Genomic DNA, 22,316 nt, shown 5'->3' on the forward strand with positions numbered 1-22,316 from the left:
CGATCGGGTCCCAGCGTTCCTGCGGGTGATGCGTCTGCTGCTGCTCAATGGCCCCAACATCAACCTGCTGGGTCAGCGGGAGCCTGGGCTTTACGGGCACCAGACGCTGTCGGACATAGAACTGCGTTTGAGAGATAGGGCCTCGGAGGCAGAGGTGCAACTCGAAACGTTTCAAAGCAATTTCGAGGGAGCGTTGGTGGAACGGGTCCATCAGGCGATGGGCTCGGTCGACGGAATCCTGATCAATGCCGGTGCTTACACCCACACGTCCATCGCCCTGCGCGACGCTCTGCTGGGGGTGGCGATTCCATTCGTGGAAGTGCATCTGAGCAACATTCATGCCCGCGAGTCCTTCCGGCACCACTCCCATCTCGCCGACCGTGCCCTGGGTGTGGTGTGTGGATTCGGCGCCTTCAGTTACGACATGGCTTTTGATGGCTTGGTGAACCACCTCAGGGGAGTGGAGGCATGAGCCACGCCAGTTCAACGGTGAACCGCTCAGATTCATCGATTGCCTCGATCCGCTGGTTGGCAGCTCCCACGAGTGAGCGCTGGGTTGAACAGGCCAATGCCAGGCCCATGGAGGTGTTGATCGACCATGCCCATTGCGAGCGCAAGGCAGCGGGATCGGCGGTTCAATTGATGTTCCGCTATCTCTGTGAACCAGGACTGGGCGAAGTTCTCAGCCCTTTGGCGCGGGAAGAGCTGGAGCATTTTGAGCAAGTGCTTGCGCTCCTCAAATCCCGTGGCCGCTATCTAGAACCACTTCGTTCTCCTGCCTATGGAGCCCTTCTGGCCAAGCAGGTGCGCCGGGGAGAGCCCGAGCGCATGCTGGATTCCTTCTTGATCGCAGGCTTGATTGAGGCCCGAAGCCACGAACGCATGGCGTTGCTGGCCCAAAACAGTCCGGATCCGGGTTTGAGAGAGCTCTACGGAGGCCTTTTAAAGAGTGAAGCGCGTCACTTCGGTCTCTATTGGGTGCTGTGTGAGCAGCGCTATTCGCGCGATGTGATCATTCCTCGGCTCGAGCAGTTGGCCGCTGCAGAGGTTGATGCACTGAAAGGGAATCTGAGCTGCCCTGAGGACGTGCGCATGCACTCAGTTGGTGTGATCGCCTAACGCCTCAAGATCTGATCGATTTTGTTGGGTTTTAGAAAAATGTGCTGCCAGTGATCCAAGCCTGGAAGGGGGCTCTGGCTCCTTCCAGGATGGCCAGGTAGCTCGTGCTGAAGATGCCAGCAAAGGTGATACAAACTCCGACTGCAATCAACAGCTCGTAGAGAGTCTGGGTGCTGTTTGTTGCAGGTCTTGGAAGGGTGCGACGACGAGCCATGGATTCTCCTATGCCTCTTTGTTATGAACATCATTCCTCGGCTGCGCTGTTGAGACGAGTGAATGTCAATAAGTCATTACCTTGTGAAGGCCTGTGAACCAGCCATCTCTTGATTTTGCGAGAGATGAAGATTGTTATTGATTGTCCTCGGGATTATGAAGTCTTTTGTGGCTTCTTTCGGCCGCTTCCGGGTGGACGGCTTGCGCGCCTCGCCAAAGCCTTCTGTTTGCAGTTCTTCGGGGACGAGGTCGCTGCTTCGCAATGGTTCGCCACTCGCGTCCAAAAGAAGTCTGAAGAGATGTGCCAGTGATCGAGTGGCAGTTCTAGGATTGACCCAGTCACCGTTGTTTGTCGCGTGTCTGACCCCGTAACAGCTGTTGCCGACTCCCTGCAAGCGCTGCGCAATGGCACCACTGATGAGCAGTGGGAAGGCTTGAAGGCCAACCCCCTGGTGCGCGATCTGATTAGCCGATGTGCCGATTTGGAGGCAGCCTGGCTTCTTGGCGACCCAGATTCCGTGGGGACCCCTCGCGGCCGCCGAGAGAAGGAGCTGAGGTCTTCGGTGGATACTCGTTTGCTTCTTGTGGCCTGAGGATGTACCGAAGCCTTATGGTCTGGAATGATGTTACAAAATAGAATTTTTATCCAATAAAAAAGCCCCAAGTGCTGGGGCTTTTACAACTTTTATAAACGGGCCTCATTTTTTTGCATTTGCATTGATAGCTGCAGATCCAAGTGTGGCACCTGCTCCAATTGTGGCAGCAGTTACAGTTCCTGCGGTAACGATAGTAGCAGCTGCAACTGCCGCCTTGGCTTTTGCCTTTTCACCACCGGCTGCAGCCATTAATTCATCATCAGTAGTGGTTGTGAGATGCTCTACAAGAAATTGAATCATCTCAGCTTTGTCAGCTTCTGTGATATCAATACCAGCTTCATGCAGTTTAGAGATGCGATCGCTCTCATTGAGGTTGATGAAAGCTTCATGCTGATCAGAGCTCATGGAATCAATGAAGCTCTTGAGCTTTTCAATGTTGGGGCAAGCCATAATTTTGAATCGACAATAAAGTGATGGGAAATTTAAGAAATTAAAAAATAAGTAATTGGCCTCTACGGCCATTAGCCAAGTGAGGCATCTGCTTGGAGATAGCCCCATGTGCTGGGTCTTTCTGAATACATCAAGGTGACGTTAGCTGTTGCTGTTCTTTTTAATGGCTGCTGCGCCCAGTGTGGCACCTGCTCCAATTGCGGCAGTGGCTACAGCGCCTCCTGCTTTGATTGAAGCTGCTGCTACGGCAGCTTTAGCGATCTCGCCGCCGGCTGCAGCCATTAGTTCATCATCAGTAGTGGTTGTGAGATGCTCTACAAGATATTGAATCATCTCAGCTTTGTCGGCTTCTGTCAGATCAATCCCAGCTTCATGCAGCTTGGAGATACGATCGTTCTCATTGAGATTCAAGAAAGCTTCATGCTGATCAGAGCTCATAGAGTCGATGAAACTCTTGAGCTTATCGATATTGGGGCAAGCCATGTTTTAAATGGATAATAGGGTGGTGGGAAATCAAGAAATCAAAACCAAATCAGCTCGCCTCGATGGCTGCTTTGCCAAGTGTGGCGCCTGCTCCAATTGTGGCAGCAGTAACAGTTCCTGCAGTGGCGATAGTAGCAACTGCAACAGCCGTCTTAGCTTTTGCCTTTTCACCACCGGCTGCTGCCATTAGTTCATCATCAGTAGTGGTTGTGAGATGCTCTACGAGGTATTGAATCATTTCAGATTTGTCAGCCTCTGTCAGATCAATACCAACCTCATGCAGCTTAGAGATACGATCGTTCTCATTGAGATTCAAGAAAGCTTCATGCTGATCAGAGCTCATGGAGTCGATGAAGCTCTTGAGCTTTTCGATGTTGGGGCAGCCCATTGAAATCGTTGAGTGAGTGTGGTGTTGTTGATCAAAAAAATAGTCTTGACAGACTAGATTTTGACCCAACCAATGCATAGTTAAATACATTGGTTTTATAGATGCATAAATGCAACTCTGTTATCATAACGCGTTGATTGATTAAAAAAAATTAAGTTGCCATTAAAGATAAGACCAAATGTGAGTTTAGAGCCTTAAGAGACCCGTCCATTCACGGAGAAATGGGAATATGTAGCTTGCAGGGGCTCTATAGCGTAGTGTTGCATTAACATTCAATGATGAACCAAACGTAATGGGTGTTTTTGGTCCGTTTCCTCCAGTCCAGTCATAGCCAGACTGTGTGTTTGGATTGATGTCCAGTCTGGCAACGCCGGAATAAATCAATCCTTGTTGGATGAGTTGCTCCGCCTGAACCGACGAACCTGTTGTGGCAATTAAGTTCTCTCGACTTGAGGGAAGCGTGGATATAGAAACAAGTTCACCACGAATCCCACCAAATTCCTCTTGGCTAAATCCTTCGGGAGTTAACGACAGTTCATCGCCTGGTTTTAGGAGATGACTGTCCGCATTGCGAAAGAAAATCACTGCGGTATTGGGCGCATAGGCGGAGGTAAGACCTTTTTGACGTTCACTTGAGTTGCTGTCCTCCATCATCAACCCTTTTTGTGCATCAAAGACCAGAGTTGCAATGAGTTGGTTCGTTTGAATTAGATCACCTGGAAGCAACGATAAACCGAATACAGTCCCTTTTGCTGTTGCTTGAATATCCCCAACTCGCTTCAGTCTATTGAGCTCTAGAGTGGCCTGCGAACGTTTTTCAATAAAGTCTAAATTTCTCGACAACCTTTGCTCTTGATTTTGAAGGTTGAGCTGTTTTTTGTTTTCTAATAATTTAAGTTTTTCGATCTGTAGCGATTCGATGGATTCGAGTTGGGAGGAATAATTTCTTTCCGCCGACAAAACGTCTTGCTCGCTGATTCCACCTTCTTCACGTAGATTCTGCGAGTTTTCCAAAAACTTCTTGTAGTTATTTGCTTGATTCTGGCGTATGGAAATTTGCCGATTAATTACCTCAATTTGCTCTGATACATCTTCTTTTTGGATGTTTAGCAGTTGATTGCTCCCTTTATTGAGAGTCATGTATGTATTGTCAAGCTTATTGATTAGGTTTTGACTATTGCTAACATTTAACTCTAGATCGGGTATTTGTAGCTTTACTAGAGTATCTCCCGGCTTAACACGGTCTCCATTCTTCACATTGACTGATTTAACTGTACCATCAGCCTCACTGAAGACTCTTAAAATATTTCCTGGACCAATCAATAAGCCTTTCCCTGGAACAGTTTCAGGAATGCGACCTAGAAATGCCCAAAATAATACGATTAAAGTGAACCCGGAAAGGGAAGCGATCCATAGCCGATCAGAGCTTGACGTTATCGATGCTGCTTCATCGGATCCATCATGAACCGCCGGCGAATTTAGAAAACCTGTTGGATCAGACATTAGAAAGAGTTGGATCGCTTTGTTTTTTGAATGCTCGCTTCAGCATCTAATTGTGATCTCACGAGTGACCAAAATGCTGATTGTTTACTAACGAGCTCATCATAACTACCTGATTCAACGACTACACCTTTATCCATCATTAAGATGCGATCGGCCGTTTTGATGGTGTTGAGTCTGTGAGCAATAGTTATTCGTGTGCAGCTCATCGTTGCAATGGCGTTCTCGACGATGGACTGAGAGACGTTGTCGAGAGCACTTGTCGCTTCGTCCATGATCAAAATCGAGGGCTTCTGTGCGAATGCTCGGGCAAGCATGATACGTTGTCTTTCGCCTCCAGACATGTTTGCTCCACCACTGGTTACCGGTGTTGAAAGTTTCAGTGGCAAATCCTTCACTTTATCTCCAATAGCCGCGTTGTTTAATGCAACCCATATTTCATCTTCGCTTATATTTTTACCAGCTTTTATATTGTCGCCTATCGTTCCGGATAATAATTCTATATCTTGTAGTACAGCGCCAATAAATTTTCGAAGTGAGGGCAAGGAAATTTTTTTAAGATCTTGGTGGTCGTAACTTATAAAGCCTGACTGGATTGTTTCGAAGCCCAAAAGCAATCTGATTAGCGTTGATTTTCCGGAACCCGATGTTCCGACTAGGGCTACATGTTCACCAGGTTCAATATTAAGATTCACCCCTTTAAGGATTTCTCGATTCGAATTTGGATACGTAAATCTAAGGTCGCGTACCTGAATCGACTGCACTGGCTTGGTGATGACTTGAAACTTAGTGCCTGTTTCAACATCATGCGAAAGTACACTGGAAAGCCTGTTCCAGAGAAAGGTCACTTGTTGCTGCACAACAACAATTGTGCCAATGAGAGATAATGCCGCACCAAGAAAAACACCCATAGCGGAATTAAATCCCAAAAGATTTGCCAAGCTCAGTGTTTGACTGGCTTGACCAGGACTAAACAAAACATAGGCCGTAAAAAGAAGTATAATAATACTTAGTGATTGGCCAATACCCTCGGAGATAACAGATGACCGTTCATTGATAGTATCAATACTATAGTCAACTTTTTGCTCGGCTCCAAATAATTTTGCCCACTCTCGTATCAAAAAAGCTTCGCTCGCTGTTGTTCTCAGTGACTCTATTGAACTTAGAATTCCTTGCGTAAGACCAGTGACCTTGGATTCGTATTGAAAGCGTTTAATTTGCAATTTGATGGTTGCGCGTATGGCTGTAATGGCAATAATTGCCAACAAGACGGTGACAATTAGGGCGATTAAAGTTAGATCTTTAGAGTAATAAATCATCAACCCGATGTTGACAATTGAAAGAAGGCCATCAATAATTGCGATTAATGTTTGGCCACTTAGCACGCTTTGAACTTCTGCAATAGCCTGAGTCCTTTCAATTAGCTCAGAAGATGTAAACTGATTTAAATGTGACACAGGTAATCGTAGAATGCGATCCCAAAGGGCAGGACCTAATCTCAATGCGATGACACTTTGAATCCGGAGCACAGATTCATTTCGCACTAAATTCAATAGATTGCCAGTTAACAATGCTGAGACGAGAACGGCAGCATATTGAAGTAATAAGGATATAGATGCGTTGGGAATTGCGCTACCAATAATTTGAGAAAGCAGAAAACTTGGCGCTAAACCTATGAGAGAAATTCCAAGAGAAATTGCAATAAGTACAAATAAGTTGCCCAATAAAGAACTTTTTATGATCTGCCACAGTTGGTTCAGGTAGACTCTGTCATGGTTGCGAAGTGTCGTATAGAAAAGATATCCATGGTCAATAAATTGATCTTTATTCTTGCTGTTAATTAGGATATTTTTGGATAGAAGAGGCGATTCAGCCTCGTAGCACGGAGGTGACTGATTGCGTCTCCACTTGAAGAGGCAGGGGTCAATTTGCTCTGATGTGAAGCCAAGAATTGTGCCCGAATCCCTGGTTGGCCATCCAGGGGTTAATTTGATTTTTCTCCATTGAAGATCATTGGCCTCACAGAAATCGATAATAAGCTGATGGCCTTTAGAGGATACTTGTGGGTAAACACTCCTATTATCCGATAGCTCTTTGAAAATGGAGTCTAAACATTTTAAGAGCGATACTGAACATGCATCGTTAGCAACGAGATCTTCGATTCTAGAAGATGTATCCCGGTGCACTTTCAAGACCGAGCTGAGCTCTTCGAGTGACTCTTCGTAAGCCTTTTGAATATCTAAATTTAAATCAATGTTGTTTTGAGTCATGCGAATTTTACGCCTCCCCCTGTTACGACATTGGTTTGATTAGGTTTAAAATCAACGAGTGCTGAATAAGCTCCCTTTTTGAGCAGCAATTCTCTATGGGTACCTTGTTCAACTATATGTCCACTGTCTAAATAAATGATTTGGTTACAGCTAACGATTGTGTTGAGTCGATGAGCAATAACTATTTGTGTGCAATTTAAATCATTTAAGTGACTAACAATTTTCTCTTCTGTGCGTGCGTCAAGGGCACTTGTGGCCTCATCAAGGAGTAGTACCTTGGGTTCTCTAACCAAGGCTCGTGCAATATTTAATCGTTGTCGTTGACCGCCACTGAGTTTGAAATTTGCTTGATCAGTCATTGTTTCATAACCGTCAGGCATTAGCAGAATGTCATCGTGAATGCATGCTGCTTGACAGGCTCCAATGACATCAGCCTTGGAGTAATGTTGATTGAACAGCCTAATATTATCAAGGATGCTTCCTGGAAGTAGAGGTGAGAATTGCGTGACATAAGAAACTGATTCATGCCAATGATTCACCCCAAAATCACTAAGATTCTTGTTGTCGTAGTGAATTGCTCCTGAGGTTGGTTTGTAAATGCCTGCAATGAGCCTCATAAGTGTTGATTTTCCACATCCAGTTGAACCCACCATGCCTAGTCTTGAACCGGTGGGAATTTCTAAATTAATTCCATCAACAACATCCTGGATGGCACCTCCAAAGCTGAAATGCAGATCCGTCAATTTGATTGGGAAACCTTTTACGGTTGTTGGTGAAACTGATGATGATGACGCCTGAGGTCTCTCATGGCTCAAAGAACTGATATTCACGATTGAACTATAACTGTCAGGTGTTTCTGTTAACACATCATCTAATTTATTGACATCGCCAAAGAGTTGTTCAACTGAGCTCCAGGAATCTGCAATTTCAATCAGAGGTGCTGAAAACGAGCTATATATTTGCCTGTAAGAAATGAGCCATCCAAGAGCTAGGTATCCATTGATGACCAGAAGGCCACCACCAATCAGTATTGCAATTGTCAATAAATCACCAATAATTTTTCCCGATGTTGAAATTCGATTGCTGACTCTCGTTAAGCTCTGCAGTTCATTCGTATATTTTGCGTGCTGACCAGTCCATCGTCTGAAAATTTGATCCTCAATTGCAGATGATTTCACAGTTTCAATTGTACGCAGTGTGTCATAAGTGGTGGCAAAAAGTTCACCTTGTGCTTGCGATAATTTAATGCCACTCTCGGTTCGTTGGTTTTCTGTTTTACGAATTATTGTTATTTGAAGGCTTTGGATGATAAAGCAAAAAATAGCCAACGGCCAGGAAATCAAGAGAAGAAATATGGCGTAAATAGCCATTGATGTAATATTGACAATTGCTTCACCATTTGTACTTGTAAGAACTTTGGCGACTGACTGATTAAGCGAAAGTCGTTGATTGACTTCGGATGCATGTCTTGCTTCAAAAAAACTGATTGGTAACTTCAGTAATTGAGTAATAAAACCGAGAGACATGTCCCTCGATAATATGATTCCAAGTTTTCTGAAAATTACTTTTTCAAGCCTTATGCCAGGCAAAAGTAAGCTGATCATGATGATAGCTAAGAGCATCAAGCCATTCAAAAATTCTCTTTGTCCCTTAATAAATACAATGTCAATCAGTGTGGATGTGATTGATGCCAGCGCAATATTTGGGACCGTCGAGAGAGCGCTTAAAAGTACCAATGAAACTATAACAGACTTGTATTTTTTGAGGCGATCATATAAGCCTCTCCATATATTTGGCGCCTGACCTTCTCGTTTGAAATCCTTTGTGGGTAGGAGCTCAAGCATGATCTTTGTTGGAGTTGATTGATTGAAATCATCGAGACCAATCTTTCTCCGTCCACTTGCGGGGTCTGATAAGTACACTTGTCCATTTTTAACCCCTTCTACGACAAGAAAATGTGCACTTTCCCAATGGCAGATAAAGGGAAAGTTTTGGCTGCCAAGGTCATCGATTAAAAATCTTTTTCCTTTGACTTGTAGTCCGAATGTTTGTGCGTAATCTCGGATTCTTAAGACATTTGTTCCATCCCTTGAGACTCCGAGCCCAGATCGCAGTTCTGAGAGAGGTATCCACTTCCCGTAGTAGCCAAGAATAATTGCTAGTGATGCTGCGCCGCATTCCGCGGCCTCGAATTGCAGAACTGTCGGAGTCCGTATCAACCGCTTTGTCATAAAGATTACTTATTAATTTGATCCTTGGCAATGTTATTCGTCTTGCTTTCGAGCATGGCCTGGACGAGAGTTTTAATTTGAGCTAATTCTGCGCGAATAAGTCTGTTTTCTTCTTTTATGGAGTTATTTTCAGCTTTGAGTCGTTTAAAGTTTTCGATGGAGGCTTGCTCAGATGATGGCTCTTTGCTTGATTTCTGCACGAATAGTGGGAAAGAAAATCCGATCCTTCCGGCTATACTAGAACTTGAGTTATTAAAGTAATCAACTGAGTCTGTGAAACTAATGGCGCCATTTAAGTGGAGCCGATTATTGATTTTGATAGCACATCCGGCTGCGAACGCATAGCTGTTGCTAATACCCCCTGTTCCGATTCCGCAGCGTGCAGGCTCGTCTTCACCGGCACTCATCGTGGGAACTGCACTCATGGCAGCGACGAGTGCACCCGTTGAATTTATGGCGTATGGTAAATTACCAGTCTTCATTTTATTATTATAAGTATCAATAATTTCATTCGTTAGGTCTTTGGATGATTGTGTGCCCGCAACGCCATTCTCATCAACTGTTACAAGCTCAGCCTCTCCTGATTGATACTTATTCCCTGCGAACTGTCCATCTTTCGCCAGTCCAGGAAGCGTTAGTTGACTTCCAGGTTCACCGATCTGAACTTCGGTAGTTTTTGTTCCGCCGATCACGATTAAACCCTCCTTATCGCTGACCGCTTCGAAGCCAATTGCAGTTGAAAAGTCGCTTAAGGCTGCTGATCCTGGCCCGATTGCAGTTGATCCTGCGCCAGTTGCAGCTGCAAGATCTCCAGCTGCAAAGCTCGACGTTCCTGATGACACAGCCTGTGTTCCAAGTGCTACGGATCGAACCCCAGAAGAAATGCTCTGGGAGCCAACTGCCACAGAACCAGAACCTGATGCAAGTGCTTCAGAGCCAACGGCGAGTGCTCCCGTGTCGGCTGCTTCTGCCAAACTTCCAAGTGCTGTGGATAAAAAGCCACTTGCGGTACTTGCCGCACCGATGGCGACTGATGCTTGAGCTTTAGCAGAGGCTGCGTAGCCTTGAGCAGTTGCGAATGGTGAATCTGCAGTTGCAAGAGCTCCGATTGCGATTGACTGGTCACCTGATGCGGTGGAAATATCACCAACTGCGATGGCCTGCAATCCCTGTGCTCTTGCTTCTGGGCCGTAGGCGGTAGCGGCAATTCCACTTGCCTGGGACAGCAGGCCGACGGCTACGCCGTGGTAGCCAGACACTTCTGAGGACGATCCAATCGCAACGCCAAATTCTCCAGCTGTCACATCTTGTTCTGGAACTGAGGTTCCAGTGGTCAGCACTTTTGCGTTCTGTCCAATGGCGATGCTTCCTTCTGCTTGAGGCTCTGGAGGTGTGGCTGCAGTTGGAGCACAGCGCGGATCAGGCAGGCCGAAACTTGGGCAAGCTCCATTGACAAGGCCGGTGAACTGACCAGTCGTATTGTCAAAACCACGATGATCCGGCTTGTACATCGATCCAATCGCAATTGAATCGATTGGAATCGTTGGGTATGTGTAGTCGCTATAGCTCAGTTCCCAACCAGTTATTGCTGTGAAAGTGCTGTTTATAACAGTTGGATTTGCTGTGTTGAAGGGGGTAACGTTTCCAAAACCAACGGATTGGGAGCGCGCTGCTGGAGACAGAAAAGCGCCGAGTGAAACGAAAGCTGCGATCGCTTTTTTCATTGTGCGTTGTATTTGGATGTAGCTTAGGTCCCTCCCCGCCCCTTGTCCTAAGAGAAAGTTAATTTATTATTGACCTCTGCCGGACTGCTGTTGTTTCATTTTTTTTCAGATGGATTGCCTTTGTTCTTTGATTGGCGAATCGTCGGTCAATTTCTTTTTAAGTGATGTTTACGAGCAAAGGATGGCGCACTATGCGGGTGTCTTGAAGGGCGCCATGGGTTTTTCGCTTGATGAGTTTGAGGCTATCCTCGGCATGCCTGGCTTAAGGCCTTATCTACGGCTTGTTGCTAATCAAGTGGAAGATTATGACCCAAAAATAGTGGCTAATGATGGACATTTGTGTAAGCCTTACGTATTGTCTAGATTTCATGAGGGCGCTTCTATTGTTGTGAACGAAGTGCACCGTTTTTCGTCTCAATTGATGGATTTGGCTTCTTCGTTGTCTGAAGAGCTTGGCGTTCAATGTGTGGTTAATGCTTACCTGACACCTCCCCAGTCTGTTGCTTTGTCTCCTCACTTTGATAGTCATGATATTTTTGCGCTTCAGGTGGTTGGGCAGAAGCAGTGGTTTGTTGATTCTGAGCTTTCTTCGTTAACAACCAAATCAACTTTTCAGCCCATTTTGAGTGCCGATCAGGCTAGTTCGGTTGATTTTCGGGAGGTTGTGATGGATGAGGGTGATGTGATGTATCTGCCTCGTGGATGCGTGCATCATGCGCGCACGATCTCTTGCCAATCCATGCACCTTACCGTAGGGCTTTACCCACTCGAATGGAGTGAATTTATTGCCTCCGCTGTTGAGATTGCTGCGTCTGCTCCTGAGGCCCGTGGGTTGCGCACGTCTGTTCCGCTTGGCTTAAAGCGTCAGCATCCGTCTTTTTACCGTCAAGAATTGCTCGACCGGCTTTCTGGTCTCTTCACTGATGATGTGATTGAGAAAGCACTTCGTTCCCGTGAGAAAGAGTTCAGTGCTGGCCAGCCTTCATCCTTTGTTGGCGGTCTAGATGCTGATTCTTGGCCTGCAGGCAGCATCGCCTCTGATGATGCATTTGAACGCTGCGCAGAAGCTGTTTACTTTTACCCTGCTGTTAGCGGGCTCAGGGTTGTTAGTTCTGGATATGGCTTCACCCTGAAGCATCCCAACCCAGATCGCATATTGAAGGTCTTGTCCCATAAGAAGTTTTTTACTCTAGGTGAGTTGACTGGCGGCGATGAATGCTCTTTGAATGATATTGCCTGTATTCAAGCGTTGCTTCGTCGTGGTATTTTGCGTCGCTATCGGAATGCTATCTGAGTAATCGTATTGAATCGCTTGATTCGTTAGTCGCGCAATTTTGAAAACCTCTCAGCAATCGGATCGTTTGTGAAGTTGGCGACCCAGCCGTTGGGGTTGTTGAAAAAACGAATTGCGCAGAAATAGGGCTTTTCTCCCATGTCAAACCAGTGCCGGGTTCCAGCAGGCACGCTGATCCAATCGTTGGTTTCGCACGTCACCTGAAGCACTTCGCTTTTGATATGCAGGCAAAACAGGCCGCGTCCTTCCACGAACAGGCGCACCTCGTCTTCGGCGTGGGTGTGTTCACTGAGAAACTTTTGGCGCAGGGCCTGGCGATCCGGATGATCAGGCTTCATGCGGATGGCATCAACGGTGGGGTAATCGCCGAGGGCCTGGATCCGGTGAATCTCCTCGGCGTAGGTCGAGAGAATGTCGGCCTGATCGGCATCAAGCGCGATCTCCGCTTTGCTCGCGCAGCGATCAAACGCAATGCCTCGCAGGCTGAGCTCGTGTTGGATGCGCGCCGAATCCAGCGTGCTGAAAACCGGCTCGCCTCCCTGTTCGGAATAGATGCTCAGCTCACTCATGGCTTCAAACCCTGTCTGGGGTGTTCTCGTTGCACTTGTTTCAGCATGCTGGAGCGGTTGTCGCCTGCGTTCAAACGTTGCTCAAACCTTCAGGGTCATCGTCGAATTCCCTCACGCTTGTGGGTGTAGGCCCCGGAGATCCGGAGTTGCTCACGATTGCTGCTGTGCGGGCTGTGGAGCAGGCGGAGGTCGTGGCCTATCCCGTGGGCCGGGTGGGAGGCACAGGCATGGCGCTCACCATTGCCGAGCGTTGGCTGAAGCCTGATCAGCAGCGTTTGCCCCTGTTGTTTCCGATGGTGGCGGAAGCGGGGCCCCGGATCGATGCATGGCGCTGTGCTGCTGATCGGCTGGCTCAGCTGGTGGGGGAAGGTCGTCGGGTCGTTCTTCTTTGTGAGGGTGATGTCTCCTTGTTTGCGACCGGTAGTTATGTACAGCTGGCCCTGCGCGAGCGCTATCCCGATCTTCCTTTCCGTTTGGTTCCCGGTATTCCTGCGGTCTGTGCGGCCGCCGCTGCCGCGCCATCGCAGGGCTTGGATCTGCCGCTGGCTTTTCAGCAGGAAGGCTTACTCATTCGTCCTTGCCCCGAGTCCAGCGCTCCACTGGAGGTCCTTCTTCAGGTGGCTGAAGAGAACCACACTGTGCTTGGCCTGATCAAGGTGGGGCAGCGCTGGCCTTGGGTGCGCACCGTCCTGCAACGGCGGAATCTTCTCGAACAGGCTGTGTTTGCTCAGCGGGTGGGTTGGCCTGATCAGTGGATTGCCCGCGCTGCTGAGGTGTCTGAGGAGACGAAACCCTATTTTTCTCTTCTGCTGATCCGACAGTTCTGGCCCCAAGTGTTGCCTTGATCGCATCCTTCCCCTCGCTGACCCCTGTGCAGTGGTTGGCGCTGGCGCATCCGGTGTTGATCATCCTGTTCGTGTATCCCGTGATCGGTGCCACCATTCGGTTGGGCATCCTGGCTAGGGAGCGGCGGCTTCAGATCAATCCCATTGCTGCCACGGTTCCCGTTGAGCATGCGGATCACGGCCGTTGGGCCACCGGGGGATTGCTGCTGGCCGTGCTGCTGGCCTTCAGTCACGCCTTGGCCTCAACGCAGGCCGGTGTGCATCTTTGGGGCAAGGCGGCTGTGGCCGCCTCAGTGGCCGTTGGTTCGTTTGTGTTGCTGCTGCGCTCCAGGCGCCTGGTGCCAAGGCTGATCGCGGCCTGGGGCTGTTGGCTGATGCTGCTTTTGATGGCGTTGCAGCCTCTCCCAGGTGCTGCCGAGGCGCTCGGGGAGACCATGATTTGGCACTCCCATACCTGGGGCGGACTGCTGCTCCTAGCGCTGTTGCTGCTCACCATGGCCGTTCAGAGGGAAATCGCTTCCAGGCTCTGGCTTCGCCGGATGCATGTTCTGGTGAATGGTTTGGTGGCGCTGCTCCTGGCCACCCAGGCCATCAGTGGCACCCGCGACCTTCTGTTGCACTAGGCCGCAGCTTCAACCAACAGGGCCTCCCGAATCGGTAAGGGAAGCCTGCTGCATCAGGCAGCGCTGAAAGGGACGTCTCGATGGTGCCGTGAACAGCCTGGCCAGCAGAACGGCCAGGGCTTTCCATTCCGGAGGGGCCATGCGATCGCGCCAGCAGTTCGGACGGCAGAACAGCCAGCGGATCAGCTGCTTGCGCTCCAGGGCGCTCAAGGGGCCCCAGCGGACCGCCAATCCCAGTCCGCTTGCCATCTCCAGTTGCACCGGCAAGGGGGGGACCTCCTTGCACCAGCAGAGGGTGGTGCTGGCCACCAGGGGTGTTGTTTTGGCGTGCAGTTGCAGCTCGGCACCGCTTTCACTGATGGCCTTGAGGGTGCAGGCATGGCGATGGCCTCCAGCATCTTGAAGCCAGGCCATGCTGTCGATGGCCTGCCATGGTGACGGATCCCGGGACGGGGGGTCCCAGCAGGCGCGCAGAGCGATCACGAGGCTCAAGAGGTTGAGCACAGCCCACACAAGGCCAAGAGGGCGACCGTCGAACGTGGCGGAATCCAGAGCGCTTTGCGGTTGGAGCAGACCGCGGAGATTGAACAGGTTGAGGGCCAGCAGGGCCAACAAGGGAAGTGAGAGTTGCACGCTCCAGCTGCCCCGATCGCGCCGCTGATGCTTCGGTGTCACCTTGAACCCACCAAGGCGTCCCATCAAATTCGCCAGCACGGTCACGGTGAGTGGAACGGTGAGCACCCAGCCGGTGAGTTCGCTCAGGAACGCGGTGCGCGATCCGCGGTTTAACCAGCCCACTCCCATCAGGAGCGTCGCCCAGAGGGGCAGCAGCAGACCGACGGCATCGCCTGCGCTGATCAGGATCGGCACGGTCCCGAGCAGTCCGTAGCTCAGGGGCATGAGCATCAGCACCAGGCGCGGCAGGTTGTTGATCCAGTGCACAACGCCCTCGAGATACGCCACCCTCTGCCAGGTTGTGAGGCCACCTCCACGCAGAGGCCCTTCCGGTAAGCGCAGGCTCTGCAAGGTGCCGCTTGCCCAGCGCTGCCGCTGGCGCACGAAGTCCGCCATGGTTTCTGCTGCCAGACCGGCGCTCAGCTTTTGTTGCAGATAGAGGAGGCTCCAGCCCTTGCGTCGGAGGTTGATTCCGGTGACGAAATCCTCTGAGATCGCCTTCTCCACAAAACCACCTACGGAGTCGAGCGCGGAGCGACGGGCCAGAAATGCCGTGCCTGCGCACACCACCGCCCCCCAGCCGTCACGGACCGGTTCGATCCAGCGGTAGAAGCTTTCCTCATCGGACAGCAGCCAGCGTTCCATTCCCAGATTCCGCATCACGGGATCGGCGTTGATGAAGGTTTGAGGCGTCTGCAGGAGCCCCACCTTTGGGTCGAGAAGAAAGCCGATGCTGTTCTCGAGGAACGTGCTTTGAGGGATGAAATCGGCGTCGAAGACGGCCACGAGTTCTCCCCGGCACCGGCGCAGACCATGGTTCAGATTCCCTGCTTTGGCGCAGGCGCGGACCGGTCGATGCACATAGGCGCAGCCGTGTTGCGAGGCCAGGGCTTTCACCTCCTGGCGTCCGCTGTCATCCAAAACCCACACCTGGGTGTGGGGATAGGTCTGGTGACAGCAGCCGATCAGGGTTCTCTCCAAAACATTGATCGGTTCGCCGTAGGTGGGCACGAGGATGTCCACCGTGGGAGTCCATGAGCTGTGCTGCCATTGCTCCCGCAGCTGATGCATGGCTGGTCGGCGGTCGGGGAAGCGGCGCCAAGCGAGCACCAGCGGCACCATCCCGCTCAGCAGCAACCAGCCCTCCGCTGCCAGCAGCAGCAGGCTGAGGGTTGTGCTCAGTGGGGTGCTCAGATTCATGCTTGCGCTGACCCTCCACAGCAGATAGCGCAGGGTGAGAACGCCGATCAGAACAATCAGGCTTCGCCTGCGCCAGATCGGACTCAATGGCTCCGGCGTCCGGCTCAGCCAGGCCGGCCAAATCAGAACCAGCAGTGGCAGCCAGCTCACGCCAATTGGTCCTGCTGCTGGCGCAACAGGCTGAGGGCTTGATCCGGGGTGGGTGCTCGCATCAGTTGCTGGCGGAACTGGGACGCTCCGTTGAACCCAGTGCAGGTCCAGCTCATGTGTTTCCTGGCGATCAGCAAACCGTGATCGCCACGAGCAGCCACGAGGGCCTGGAGCTGGTCCGCCGCAATCGTGAGGCGTTCACGCGCTGAGGGCGTCGGCGGAACCGGACGCCCCTTGAGCGCTGCGTCGATCTGACCCACCAGCCAGGGAGCACCCATGGTTCCCCGGCCGACCATCACCCCATCGGCGCCTGTGATTTCAAGGCATGCCCGGGCATCCTCTGGGCTGAACACATCGCCGTTGGCGATCACAGGAATCCGCAGCGTGCGTTTCACTGCCGCGATCGCCTCCCAGTTGGCGCGACCGCTGAAGCGTTGTTCCCGGGTGCGGCCATGCAGGGTGAGCAGCTGAGCTCCGGCCGCTTCCAGCCTTCGGCACCAGTCCATGGCCGCGGCGTGGTTGTCTGCTGTTTGAGGATCACTGCACCAGCCAAGGCGGGTCTTCACGGTGACCGGGATGCCGACGGCGGCCACCACGGCCTCCACGATGGAGCAGGCCAGGTCGGGATCACGAATCAGGCCGCTGCCCCCGCCCTTTCGCGCAATTTTGCGCACCGGGCAGCCCATATTGATGTCGATCAGAAAAGCGCCGGCAGCTTCAGCCCGTCGCGCCGCATCCGCCATCGCCTCAGGCCTGTGATCAAACAGCTGAACACCGATGGGCCCAGCCTCCTGTTGGAGCTCTTCCACCTTCCCGCGGCCATGACCCAGCTCGAGGCTGGTGGCATTGACCATTTCGGTGAAGAGCAGCGCATCAAGGCTCCAACGGCGCACCAGAGCTCGGAAAATTTTGTCGCTGACGCCGGCAAGCGGTGATTGCAGCACTCTGCTTGTCAGCACACGACACGCGCTGCTGCCGCTCAGATGCAGATCCGAAAGAAGGTTCGGGGGCATCGAACGAAGACTGTGTCCTTTCATTCTGGCCAATCGGCGCAGATGCCTGGCTCAGGCCACCGACTCATCGAGCCCCAGCCGTTGACGGCTGCGACGCGCGTGCGACTCGATCGCGTTGCGCAACCAAGCTTGCGTCGACCAGTCCTCCTGCGTCGCCAGTCGTTCCACGTCCTGCATGAGGTCGAGGGGCAGCTGGAGCGTCACACTCTGGATGCTGTGGGGGCTTGCCGGACCTCCTTTGGGAATCGCGTCGAGATCGAGCACCTGCACTTTGAGCACCTGCAGCCTGCTGCCAGGGCGCGGATGTCGCCGACGCACTTGACGGATCGAGAGCCTCACCCTGCTTCCCACGCGAATGCGTTGGACGGCGCTGCGGCTCAGGGGCTGATCGCGGCGGTCGGAGAACACCGGTGTGCTGCTCCCGTGTTCGGCACTGAAGCTGAAGGTGACGAGCCCATCGACGTTCCAAGGCGCACTGGGGTCTTGCTTTGGATCATGGGATGCCACGAGGCGCACATGATCGTGCTTTGCCGCTTTCATCACCTCGCGGGGGAGGCGGAAGACCAGCTTTTGAAGGTGCGCGTTCCCGTGCAGGGTCGTGGCGGCCTCGAGCGAGGTGTCAAACACATACATCCCTTGAAGGTAATGGACTCTTTAAGGGGTTGCTAGGGCGATCGGCTCGCAGTTGTACACAAGTTTTAGGCTTGGCCGCATGGAGGATTCCCTGTCCTGGCCCTTGAGCCGGTCGCTCTTAGACGCAGTGCTTGCAGATCGTCTCAGTGACCGTTTGGTGGCTGAATTGGTCTGGGAGCGTCTGGGGTACCGGCGCCAGCGCGATGGGGATGCTCCGTGGTTGGCCGGGCCGCAAACGCCGCAGGCCTGGCGCGATGCATTTCCTGAAGCTCCAGAGGTGGTGGCCACTCGGCCGGCTTCGGTGGCTCTCACCCGGTCGATTGCGCGAGAACACAAGCAGCTGTTGAAGAAGCAGCTGCATTTCGCGGGCTATCGCATCGGTGAGCTGTACCCCCGCAGAACGCGCCGGGCGACGGTGGTGAGTTGGTTGTTGGCCTGGCTCGCTGCTCGGGGGGATGTCTTGCCGGCGGACGGCGCTCTCCCCGAGCTGCTCGATCCCCCGGTGAACCCTGTGCAGGGGCATCCCGGAGACGCCCCGGTTGGCTGAGCCTCAAACCTGGATGATCACCTTTGTTCCCTTGCGGGTGTTGTCGAAAAGCCAACGGGCCTGAGCCGTGGGCATGCGCACGCAGCCGTTGCTGCGGGGCACCCCGAACGACTGGCCCGCGTCCTCTTGCCAAGGGGCGCCGTGCATGCAGATCAGCTCGTTGGCGGTGATGCACATGGCGTAGGGAACGCCCGGCGCCACGTAATTGCGCCCGCGCATGGTGACAGAGCGATATTTCGTGAGCACCGAGGCATGGCCAGTGGGGGTGGGGGTGGACGCTTTCCCCGTGCTTACAGGGATCACCCGCACGATGTTGTCTTGAGGATCCAGAACGGTGAGCTTTTGCTCGGAGAGATCCACGACCAGGGTGGCAATCAGGTCCAGCATGGAGGTGTGACAGCGGCGGTACTGCACCATCGCTAGCTGTCTCAATTAAGACTCATTAGTCTTCCTTGGAAAGAATTCCCATTCGTCCGGCGGTTGCGGGGCGCGTCAGCGTGCCTCTGTACTGTCAAGACAGTGTTTGCATCGGTCTGACTTGGCGCGTCCCGTCGTGGCGATCATCGGGCGCCCCAACGTTGGCAAGTCCACGCTGGTCAACCGCCTCTGCCACAGCAGAGAAGCGATTGTGCACGATGAACCCGGTGTGACCCGTGACCGCACCTATCAGGACGGCTACTGGGGTGACAGGGACTTCAAGGTGGTGGACACCGGCGGTCTGGTGTTCGATGACGACAGTGAATTTCTGCCTGAGATCCGTGAGCAGGCGGCCCTTGCCCTCGAAGAAGCCAGTGTCGCCCTGGTGATCGTGGATGGTCAGCAGGGGGTGACGGCTTCGGATGAAGCGATCGCCGAATTTTTGCGCGGGCAGCGTTGCCCCGCTCTGCTTGCTGTGAACAAATGCGAGTCGCCGGAGCAGGGGCTGGCGATGGCCGCCGAGTTCTGGAGTCTTGGCCTGGGAGAGCCGTACCCCATCTCTGCGATTCATGGGGCTGGAACGGCCGAGCTGTTGGATCAGGTGCTCACCTATCTGCCACCGAAGTCTGAGGAAGGTGACAGCGAGGAGCCGATTCAGCTCGCCATCATCGGTCGCCCCAACGTGGGCAAGTCGAGCTTGCTCAATGCCATCTGCGGTGAGCAACGGGCGATCGTGAGTCCGATCCGCGGGACCACCCGCGACACCATCGATACCAGTCTCGTGCGCGAGAACAGGCCCTGGCGCCTGGTTGATACCGCTGGCATCCGCCGCCGCCGCAGTGTGAATTACGGCCCTGAATTCTTCGGGATCAACCGCAGCTTCAAGGCCATCGAGCGCAGTGATGTTTGTGTGCTGGTGATCGACGCTCTCGATGGCGTCACAGAGCAGGATCAACGGCTGGCTGGTCGCATCGAGGAAGACGGACGCGCCTGTGTGGTGGTGGTGAACAAATGGGATGCCGTGGAGAAGGACAGCCACACCATGACGGCCATGGAGAAAGAGCTCAGGGCCAAGCTCTATTTCTTGGATTGGGCTCCCATGCTGTTCACCTCAGCGCTGACAGGCCAGCGGGTGGACAGCATCTTTGCGTTGGCCGCTTTGGCTGTGGAGCAGCACCGCCGCAGGGTCAGCACGTCGGTGGTGAATGAGGTGCTGAAAGAGGCCTTGAGCTGGCGGAGCCCGCCCACCACGCGAGGGGGCCGCCAAGGCCGCCTGTATTACGGCACCCAGGTCGCCAGCCGCCCTCCCAGTTTCACGTTGTTCGTGAACGATCCCAAGTTGTTTGGCGACACTTATCGCCGCTATGTGGAACGACAAATTCGCGAGGGCCTCGGTTTTGATGGCACACCGTTGAAGTTGTTCTGGCGCGGCAAGCAGCAGCGCGATGCCGAACGTGATCTCGCGCGTCAGCAGAACCGCCAGGGCTGAGGGGCATGGACTGGCTGCGGCAAATCCCGATTGGGCAATACGTGGATGGCCAGGAGGGATGGCTGCGTTGTCTTGATCCCCGGCTCAAATTTGCCTGGGTGTTGATGTTTCTGCTGACCCCTGTGCTTGCGGGACCGATCTGGAGGGTCGGCCTGGTGCTCGGCCTGCTTCTCGTGACTGGGGTGAGCGGTTTGCCACCGCGACTGTGGTGGCGTTCTTTGCTCTTCCTTGCAGCGCTGGGATGTGGCATTGGTCTGTTGGCGATGCTGTTGCCCACCGGAGACCCAGGGGCCTCGCTGAGTTTGCGCTCAGCCCGTGAGGTGCCCGGGCTTCTGCTGCAGGCACCGTCCTGGGAATTGCTGAAACTTGGCCCCCTCCAGCTGGGGCCGATCCAGCTCGGTCCATTGGTGGTGGACCGGCGTTCCGCCGAACTCGGCCTGAACAGCGCAACGCTGATTGTGACGGTGGTTCACAGCGTGAATCTGATGTTGCTCTCGACCCCAAGTGAAGATCTGATGTGGGCTCTGCGTTGGTGGTTGGCTCCGCTGGCTTGGCTGGGAGTGCCGATGGACAGGCTGAGTTTTCAGCTCTTGCTCGCCCTTCGCTTCCTGCCGTTGGTTCAGGAGGAGTTGCAGAACTTGCTGCGTTCCCTCGCAAGTCGTGCCGTGAATCTGCGACGTCTTGGCTTCAAGGCCTCGTTTGGCCTTGTGCTGGCTGTTGGTGAACGGCTGTTGGCCAACATCCTGCTGCGCGCCGAGCAGGGCGCTGAGGCGCTGCTCGCACGGGGGGGTGTCTGGTTGCCAGCGGAAGCGTTTCGGCCTGGTTCTGTCTCTGCTGCCGCAGGCCAGCGGGCTCTCAACTGGTTGTCGGCTTTGCTGTTGGTTCTCGTGATCGGTCTGCGTGGCAGGTACGGTGACCTTTGAATCACGCAATGAGTCCTGTGAGCGCTGAGGGTTATCTGAATCACCCCACGTTCGGGATGTTGTACCGGGTTGCCCCGGCCGGAGATGGCCGTGATGTTTTCGCAACGCTCTACGCCCAGAGAATGTTTTTTCTGGTCACGTTGCAGCCGCGGGGTGCTCAGTTTGAGGTGATCCCCTACCTCGATGCTCGCCATCACGCGGAGCTGAATTTGGCGAGGCGCCGCCGGGACGGGGCCGCAGATCTGGAGAGCTGGAAGCAGCTGTTTGACCAGACCTTTATCTGAACCGTCTGAGGGGGCCGCACTTGTGACGTCGATTGAGAGCCGCTGGCATCAGCTGACCTCAGCGTTGCCCAGTGGGGTGAACCTTCTTGCAGTGAGCAAGGGACACCCGGCGGACGCGATTCGCGATCTGGTGGCATGTGGTCAGCTGGATTTCGGCGAAAGTCGCGTGCAGGAGGCTCTTCCGAAGCAAAACGCTTTGGCTGATCTCCCTCAGATTCGCTGGCACTTCATCGGTCGTCTCCAGGCCAACAAAGTGCGAGCGGTGGTGAAAGCCTTTCGCTGGATCCACTCCATTGATTCGCTGGCCCTGGCCGAGCGCACCTCGCGCATTGCCCTTGAAGAGCAACAACAGCCCACGGCGCTTCTTCAGGTGAAGTTGAGGGACGATCCGGCCAAGGGGGGCTGGGAGATTGATGCCCTAAAGGATGCCTGGCCTGAACTTCAGGCGCTTCAGGGCCTTCAGATCTCTGGGCTGATGACGATGGCTCCCCTGGGCGTTGGTGCCGAAGACCGCAGTGCGCTGTTCAGGGAGTGCCGTCATCTGGCGGATGCCCTGGGGCTTGAACATTGTTCGATGGGGATGAGCGGAGATTGGCGCGAGGCCGCCGCAGCCGGGGCGACCTGGGTGCGCCTGGGTTCTGTGCTGTTTGGTCCTCGCCAGTTGCCAACATGAGGCGTCA

At 53.2% G+C, this 22,316-nt stretch carries 23 protein-coding genes; 11 read left to right on the top strand and 12 right to left on the bottom strand.

Annotation, left to right across the window (positions count from 1 at the left end):
• The first annotated feature begins 28 nt into the window (after positions 1–28).
• From aroQ to KQ296_RS09015, 3 genes are all read left to right on the top strand, one after another.
• Positions 29–472: a type II 3-dehydroquinate dehydratase gene (gene aroQ / locus KQ296_RS09005; RefSeq protein WP_011932461.1), complete on the top strand. Its 444-nt coding sequence runs from the start codon at positions 29–31 to the stop codon at positions 470–472.
• Positions 469–1,119, top strand: coding sequence for a tRNA-(ms[2]io[6]A)-hydroxylase (locus KQ296_RS09010; RefSeq protein ID WP_011932462.1), 651 nt, complete (start codon positions 469–471; stop codon positions 1,117–1,119). The genes aroQ and KQ296_RS09010 overlap by 4 nt, the downstream gene beginning before the upstream one ends.
• A 569-nt stretch (positions 1,120–1,688) precedes the next feature.
• The gene (locus KQ296_RS09015; protein ID WP_011932463.1) at positions 1,689–1,925 is read left to right on the top strand and encodes a hypothetical protein; all 237 of its coding nucleotides are present in this window, start codon (positions 1,689–1,691) and stop codon (positions 1,923–1,925) included.
• 105 nt (positions 1,926–2,030) lie between these two features.
• On the opposite strand, the gene KQ296_RS09020 is transcribed toward KQ296_RS09015, so the two are convergent.
• From KQ296_RS09020 to KQ296_RS09050, 7 genes are all read right to left on the bottom strand, one after another.
• Positions 2,031–2,450, bottom strand: coding sequence for a hypothetical protein (locus KQ296_RS09020; RefSeq protein WP_259726456.1), 420 nt, complete (start codon positions 2,448–2,450; stop codon positions 2,031–2,033).
• Between the two features lie 69 nt (positions 2,451–2,519).
• Positions 2,520–2,861: a hypothetical protein gene (locus KQ296_RS09025; RefSeq protein WP_011932465.1), complete on the bottom strand. Its 342-nt coding sequence runs from the start codon at positions 2,859–2,861 to the stop codon at positions 2,520–2,522.
• 49 nt (positions 2,862–2,910) lie between these two features.
• Positions 2,911–3,249, bottom strand: a complete 339-nt coding sequence (locus KQ296_RS09030; RefSeq protein ID WP_041428379.1) for a hypothetical protein — start codon at positions 3,247–3,249, stop codon at positions 2,911–2,913.
• Between the two features lie 186 nt (positions 3,250–3,435).
• Complete coding sequence (locus KQ296_RS09035; protein ID WP_011932467.1) at positions 3,436–4,752, bottom strand: HlyD family secretion protein; 1,317 nt, start codon at positions 4,750–4,752, stop codon at positions 3,436–3,438.
• Positions 4,752–7,019 (bottom strand): ATP-binding cassette domain-containing protein, encoded by a 2,268-nt coding sequence (locus KQ296_RS09040; protein WP_011932468.1) that lies wholly within the window; start codon positions 7,017–7,019, stop codon positions 4,752–4,754. The genes KQ296_RS09035 and KQ296_RS09040 overlap by 1 nt, the downstream gene beginning before the upstream one ends.
• On the bottom strand, positions 7,016–9,250 hold the full coding sequence (locus KQ296_RS09045) for an ATP-binding cassette domain-containing protein (RefSeq protein ID WP_011932469.1): 2,235 nt from the start codon (positions 9,248–9,250) through the stop codon (positions 7,016–7,018). Before KQ296_RS09045 ends, KQ296_RS09040 begins: the two co-directional genes overlap by 4 nt.
• A 5-nt stretch (positions 9,251–9,255) precedes the next feature.
• Positions 9,256–10,974, bottom strand: a complete 1,719-nt coding sequence (locus KQ296_RS09050; RefSeq protein ID WP_011932470.1) for a YadA-like family protein — start codon at positions 10,972–10,974, stop codon at positions 9,256–9,258.
• A gap of 109 nt (positions 10,975–11,083) precedes the next feature.
• Between KQ296_RS09050 and KQ296_RS09055 the strand changes: the two genes are divergently transcribed.
• Positions 11,084–12,268, top strand: coding sequence for a JmjC domain-containing protein (locus KQ296_RS09055; RefSeq protein ID WP_083833630.1), 1,185 nt, complete (start codon positions 11,084–11,086; stop codon positions 12,266–12,268).
• A 26-nt stretch (positions 12,269–12,294) separates the two neighbouring features.
• Here KQ296_RS09055 and KQ296_RS09060 read toward each other — a convergent pair whose 3' ends face one another.
• Complete coding sequence (locus KQ296_RS09060) at positions 12,295–12,837, bottom strand: acireductone dioxygenase (RefSeq protein WP_011932472.1); 543 nt, start codon at positions 12,835–12,837, stop codon at positions 12,295–12,297.
• A gap of 119 nt (positions 12,838–12,956) precedes the next feature.
• Here KQ296_RS09060 and KQ296_RS09065 point away from each other — a divergent pair, with 119 nt between their 5' ends.
• Positions 12,957–13,682 carry a precorrin-2 C(20)-methyltransferase gene (locus KQ296_RS09065; protein WP_011932473.1) on the top strand — a complete coding sequence of 242 codons (726 nt, stop codon included), beginning with the start codon at positions 12,957–12,959 and terminating at the stop codon, positions 13,680–13,682.
• Positions 13,682–14,305: a DUF4079 domain-containing protein gene (locus KQ296_RS09070; protein ID WP_041428763.1), complete on the top strand. Its 624-nt coding sequence runs from the start codon at positions 13,682–13,684 to the stop codon at positions 14,303–14,305. The genes KQ296_RS09065 and KQ296_RS09070 overlap by 1 nt, the downstream gene beginning before the upstream one ends.
• Positions 14,306–14,314: 9 nt before the next feature.
• On the opposite strand, the gene KQ296_RS09075 is transcribed toward KQ296_RS09070, so the two are convergent.
• Genes KQ296_RS09075 through KQ296_RS09085 form a run of 3 tightly spaced genes read right to left on the bottom strand, consistent with a single transcriptional unit; the run spans position 14,315 to position 17,976 of the window.
• Positions 14,315–16,330, bottom strand: coding sequence for a glycosyltransferase (locus KQ296_RS09075; protein ID WP_011932475.1), 2,016 nt, complete (start codon positions 16,328–16,330; stop codon positions 14,315–14,317).
• Positions 16,327–17,343: a tRNA dihydrouridine synthase DusB gene (dusB, locus tag KQ296_RS09080; protein ID WP_011932476.1), complete on the bottom strand. Its 1,017-nt coding sequence runs from the start codon at positions 17,341–17,343 to the stop codon at positions 16,327–16,329. The genes KQ296_RS09075 and dusB overlap by 4 nt, the downstream gene beginning before the upstream one ends.
• A gap of 51 nt (positions 17,344–17,394) precedes the next feature.
• The gene (locus KQ296_RS09085; RefSeq protein WP_011932477.1) at positions 17,395–17,976 is read right to left on the bottom strand and encodes a hypothetical protein; all 582 of its coding nucleotides are present in this window, start codon (positions 17,974–17,976) and stop codon (positions 17,395–17,397) included.
• 79 nt (positions 17,977–18,055) lie between these two features.
• Between KQ296_RS09085 and KQ296_RS09090 the strand changes: the two genes are divergently transcribed.
• Complete coding sequence (locus KQ296_RS09090) at positions 18,056–18,523, top strand: DUF1823 family protein (protein ID WP_011932478.1); 468 nt, start codon at positions 18,056–18,058, stop codon at positions 18,521–18,523.
• Positions 18,524–18,526: 3 nt separating this feature from the next.
• On the opposite strand, the gene KQ296_RS09095 is transcribed toward KQ296_RS09090, so the two are convergent.
• Positions 18,527–18,910, bottom strand: coding sequence for a L,D-transpeptidase (locus KQ296_RS09095; protein ID WP_041428764.1), 384 nt, complete (start codon positions 18,908–18,910; stop codon positions 18,527–18,529).
• A gap of 151 nt (positions 18,911–19,061) precedes the next feature.
• Here KQ296_RS09095 and der point away from each other — a divergent pair, with 151 nt between their 5' ends.
• The 4 genes from der to KQ296_RS09115 are packed head-to-tail and all read left to right on the top strand — an operon-like array spanning position 19,062 to position 22,309.
• Positions 19,062–20,429 carry a ribosome biogenesis GTPase Der gene (gene der / locus KQ296_RS09100; RefSeq protein WP_011932480.1) on the top strand — a complete coding sequence of 456 codons (1,368 nt, stop codon included), beginning with the start codon at positions 19,062–19,064 and terminating at the stop codon, positions 20,427–20,429.
• A gap of 5 nt (positions 20,430–20,434) precedes the next feature.
• Positions 20,435–21,352 (top strand): energy-coupling factor transporter transmembrane component T, encoded by a 918-nt coding sequence (locus tag KQ296_RS09105; RefSeq protein WP_011932481.1) that lies wholly within the window; start codon positions 20,435–20,437, stop codon positions 21,350–21,352.
• A 17-nt stretch (positions 21,353–21,369) separates the two neighbouring features.
• On the top strand, positions 21,370–21,636 hold the full coding sequence (locus KQ296_RS09110) for a PipX family protein (protein ID WP_011932482.1): 267 nt from the start codon (positions 21,370–21,372) through the stop codon (positions 21,634–21,636).
• Between the two features lie 22 nt (positions 21,637–21,658).
• Complete coding sequence (locus KQ296_RS09115) at positions 21,659–22,309, top strand: YggS family pyridoxal phosphate-dependent enzyme (protein ID WP_011932483.1); 651 nt, start codon at positions 21,659–21,661, stop codon at positions 22,307–22,309.
• Positions 22,310–22,316 lie beyond the last annotated feature (7 nt).

The organism is Synechococcus sp. CS-197 (assembly GCF_025128215.1).
Taxonomy (GTDB): Bacteria; Cyanobacteriota; Cyanobacteriia; order PCC-6307; family Cyanobiaceae; genus Synechococcus_C.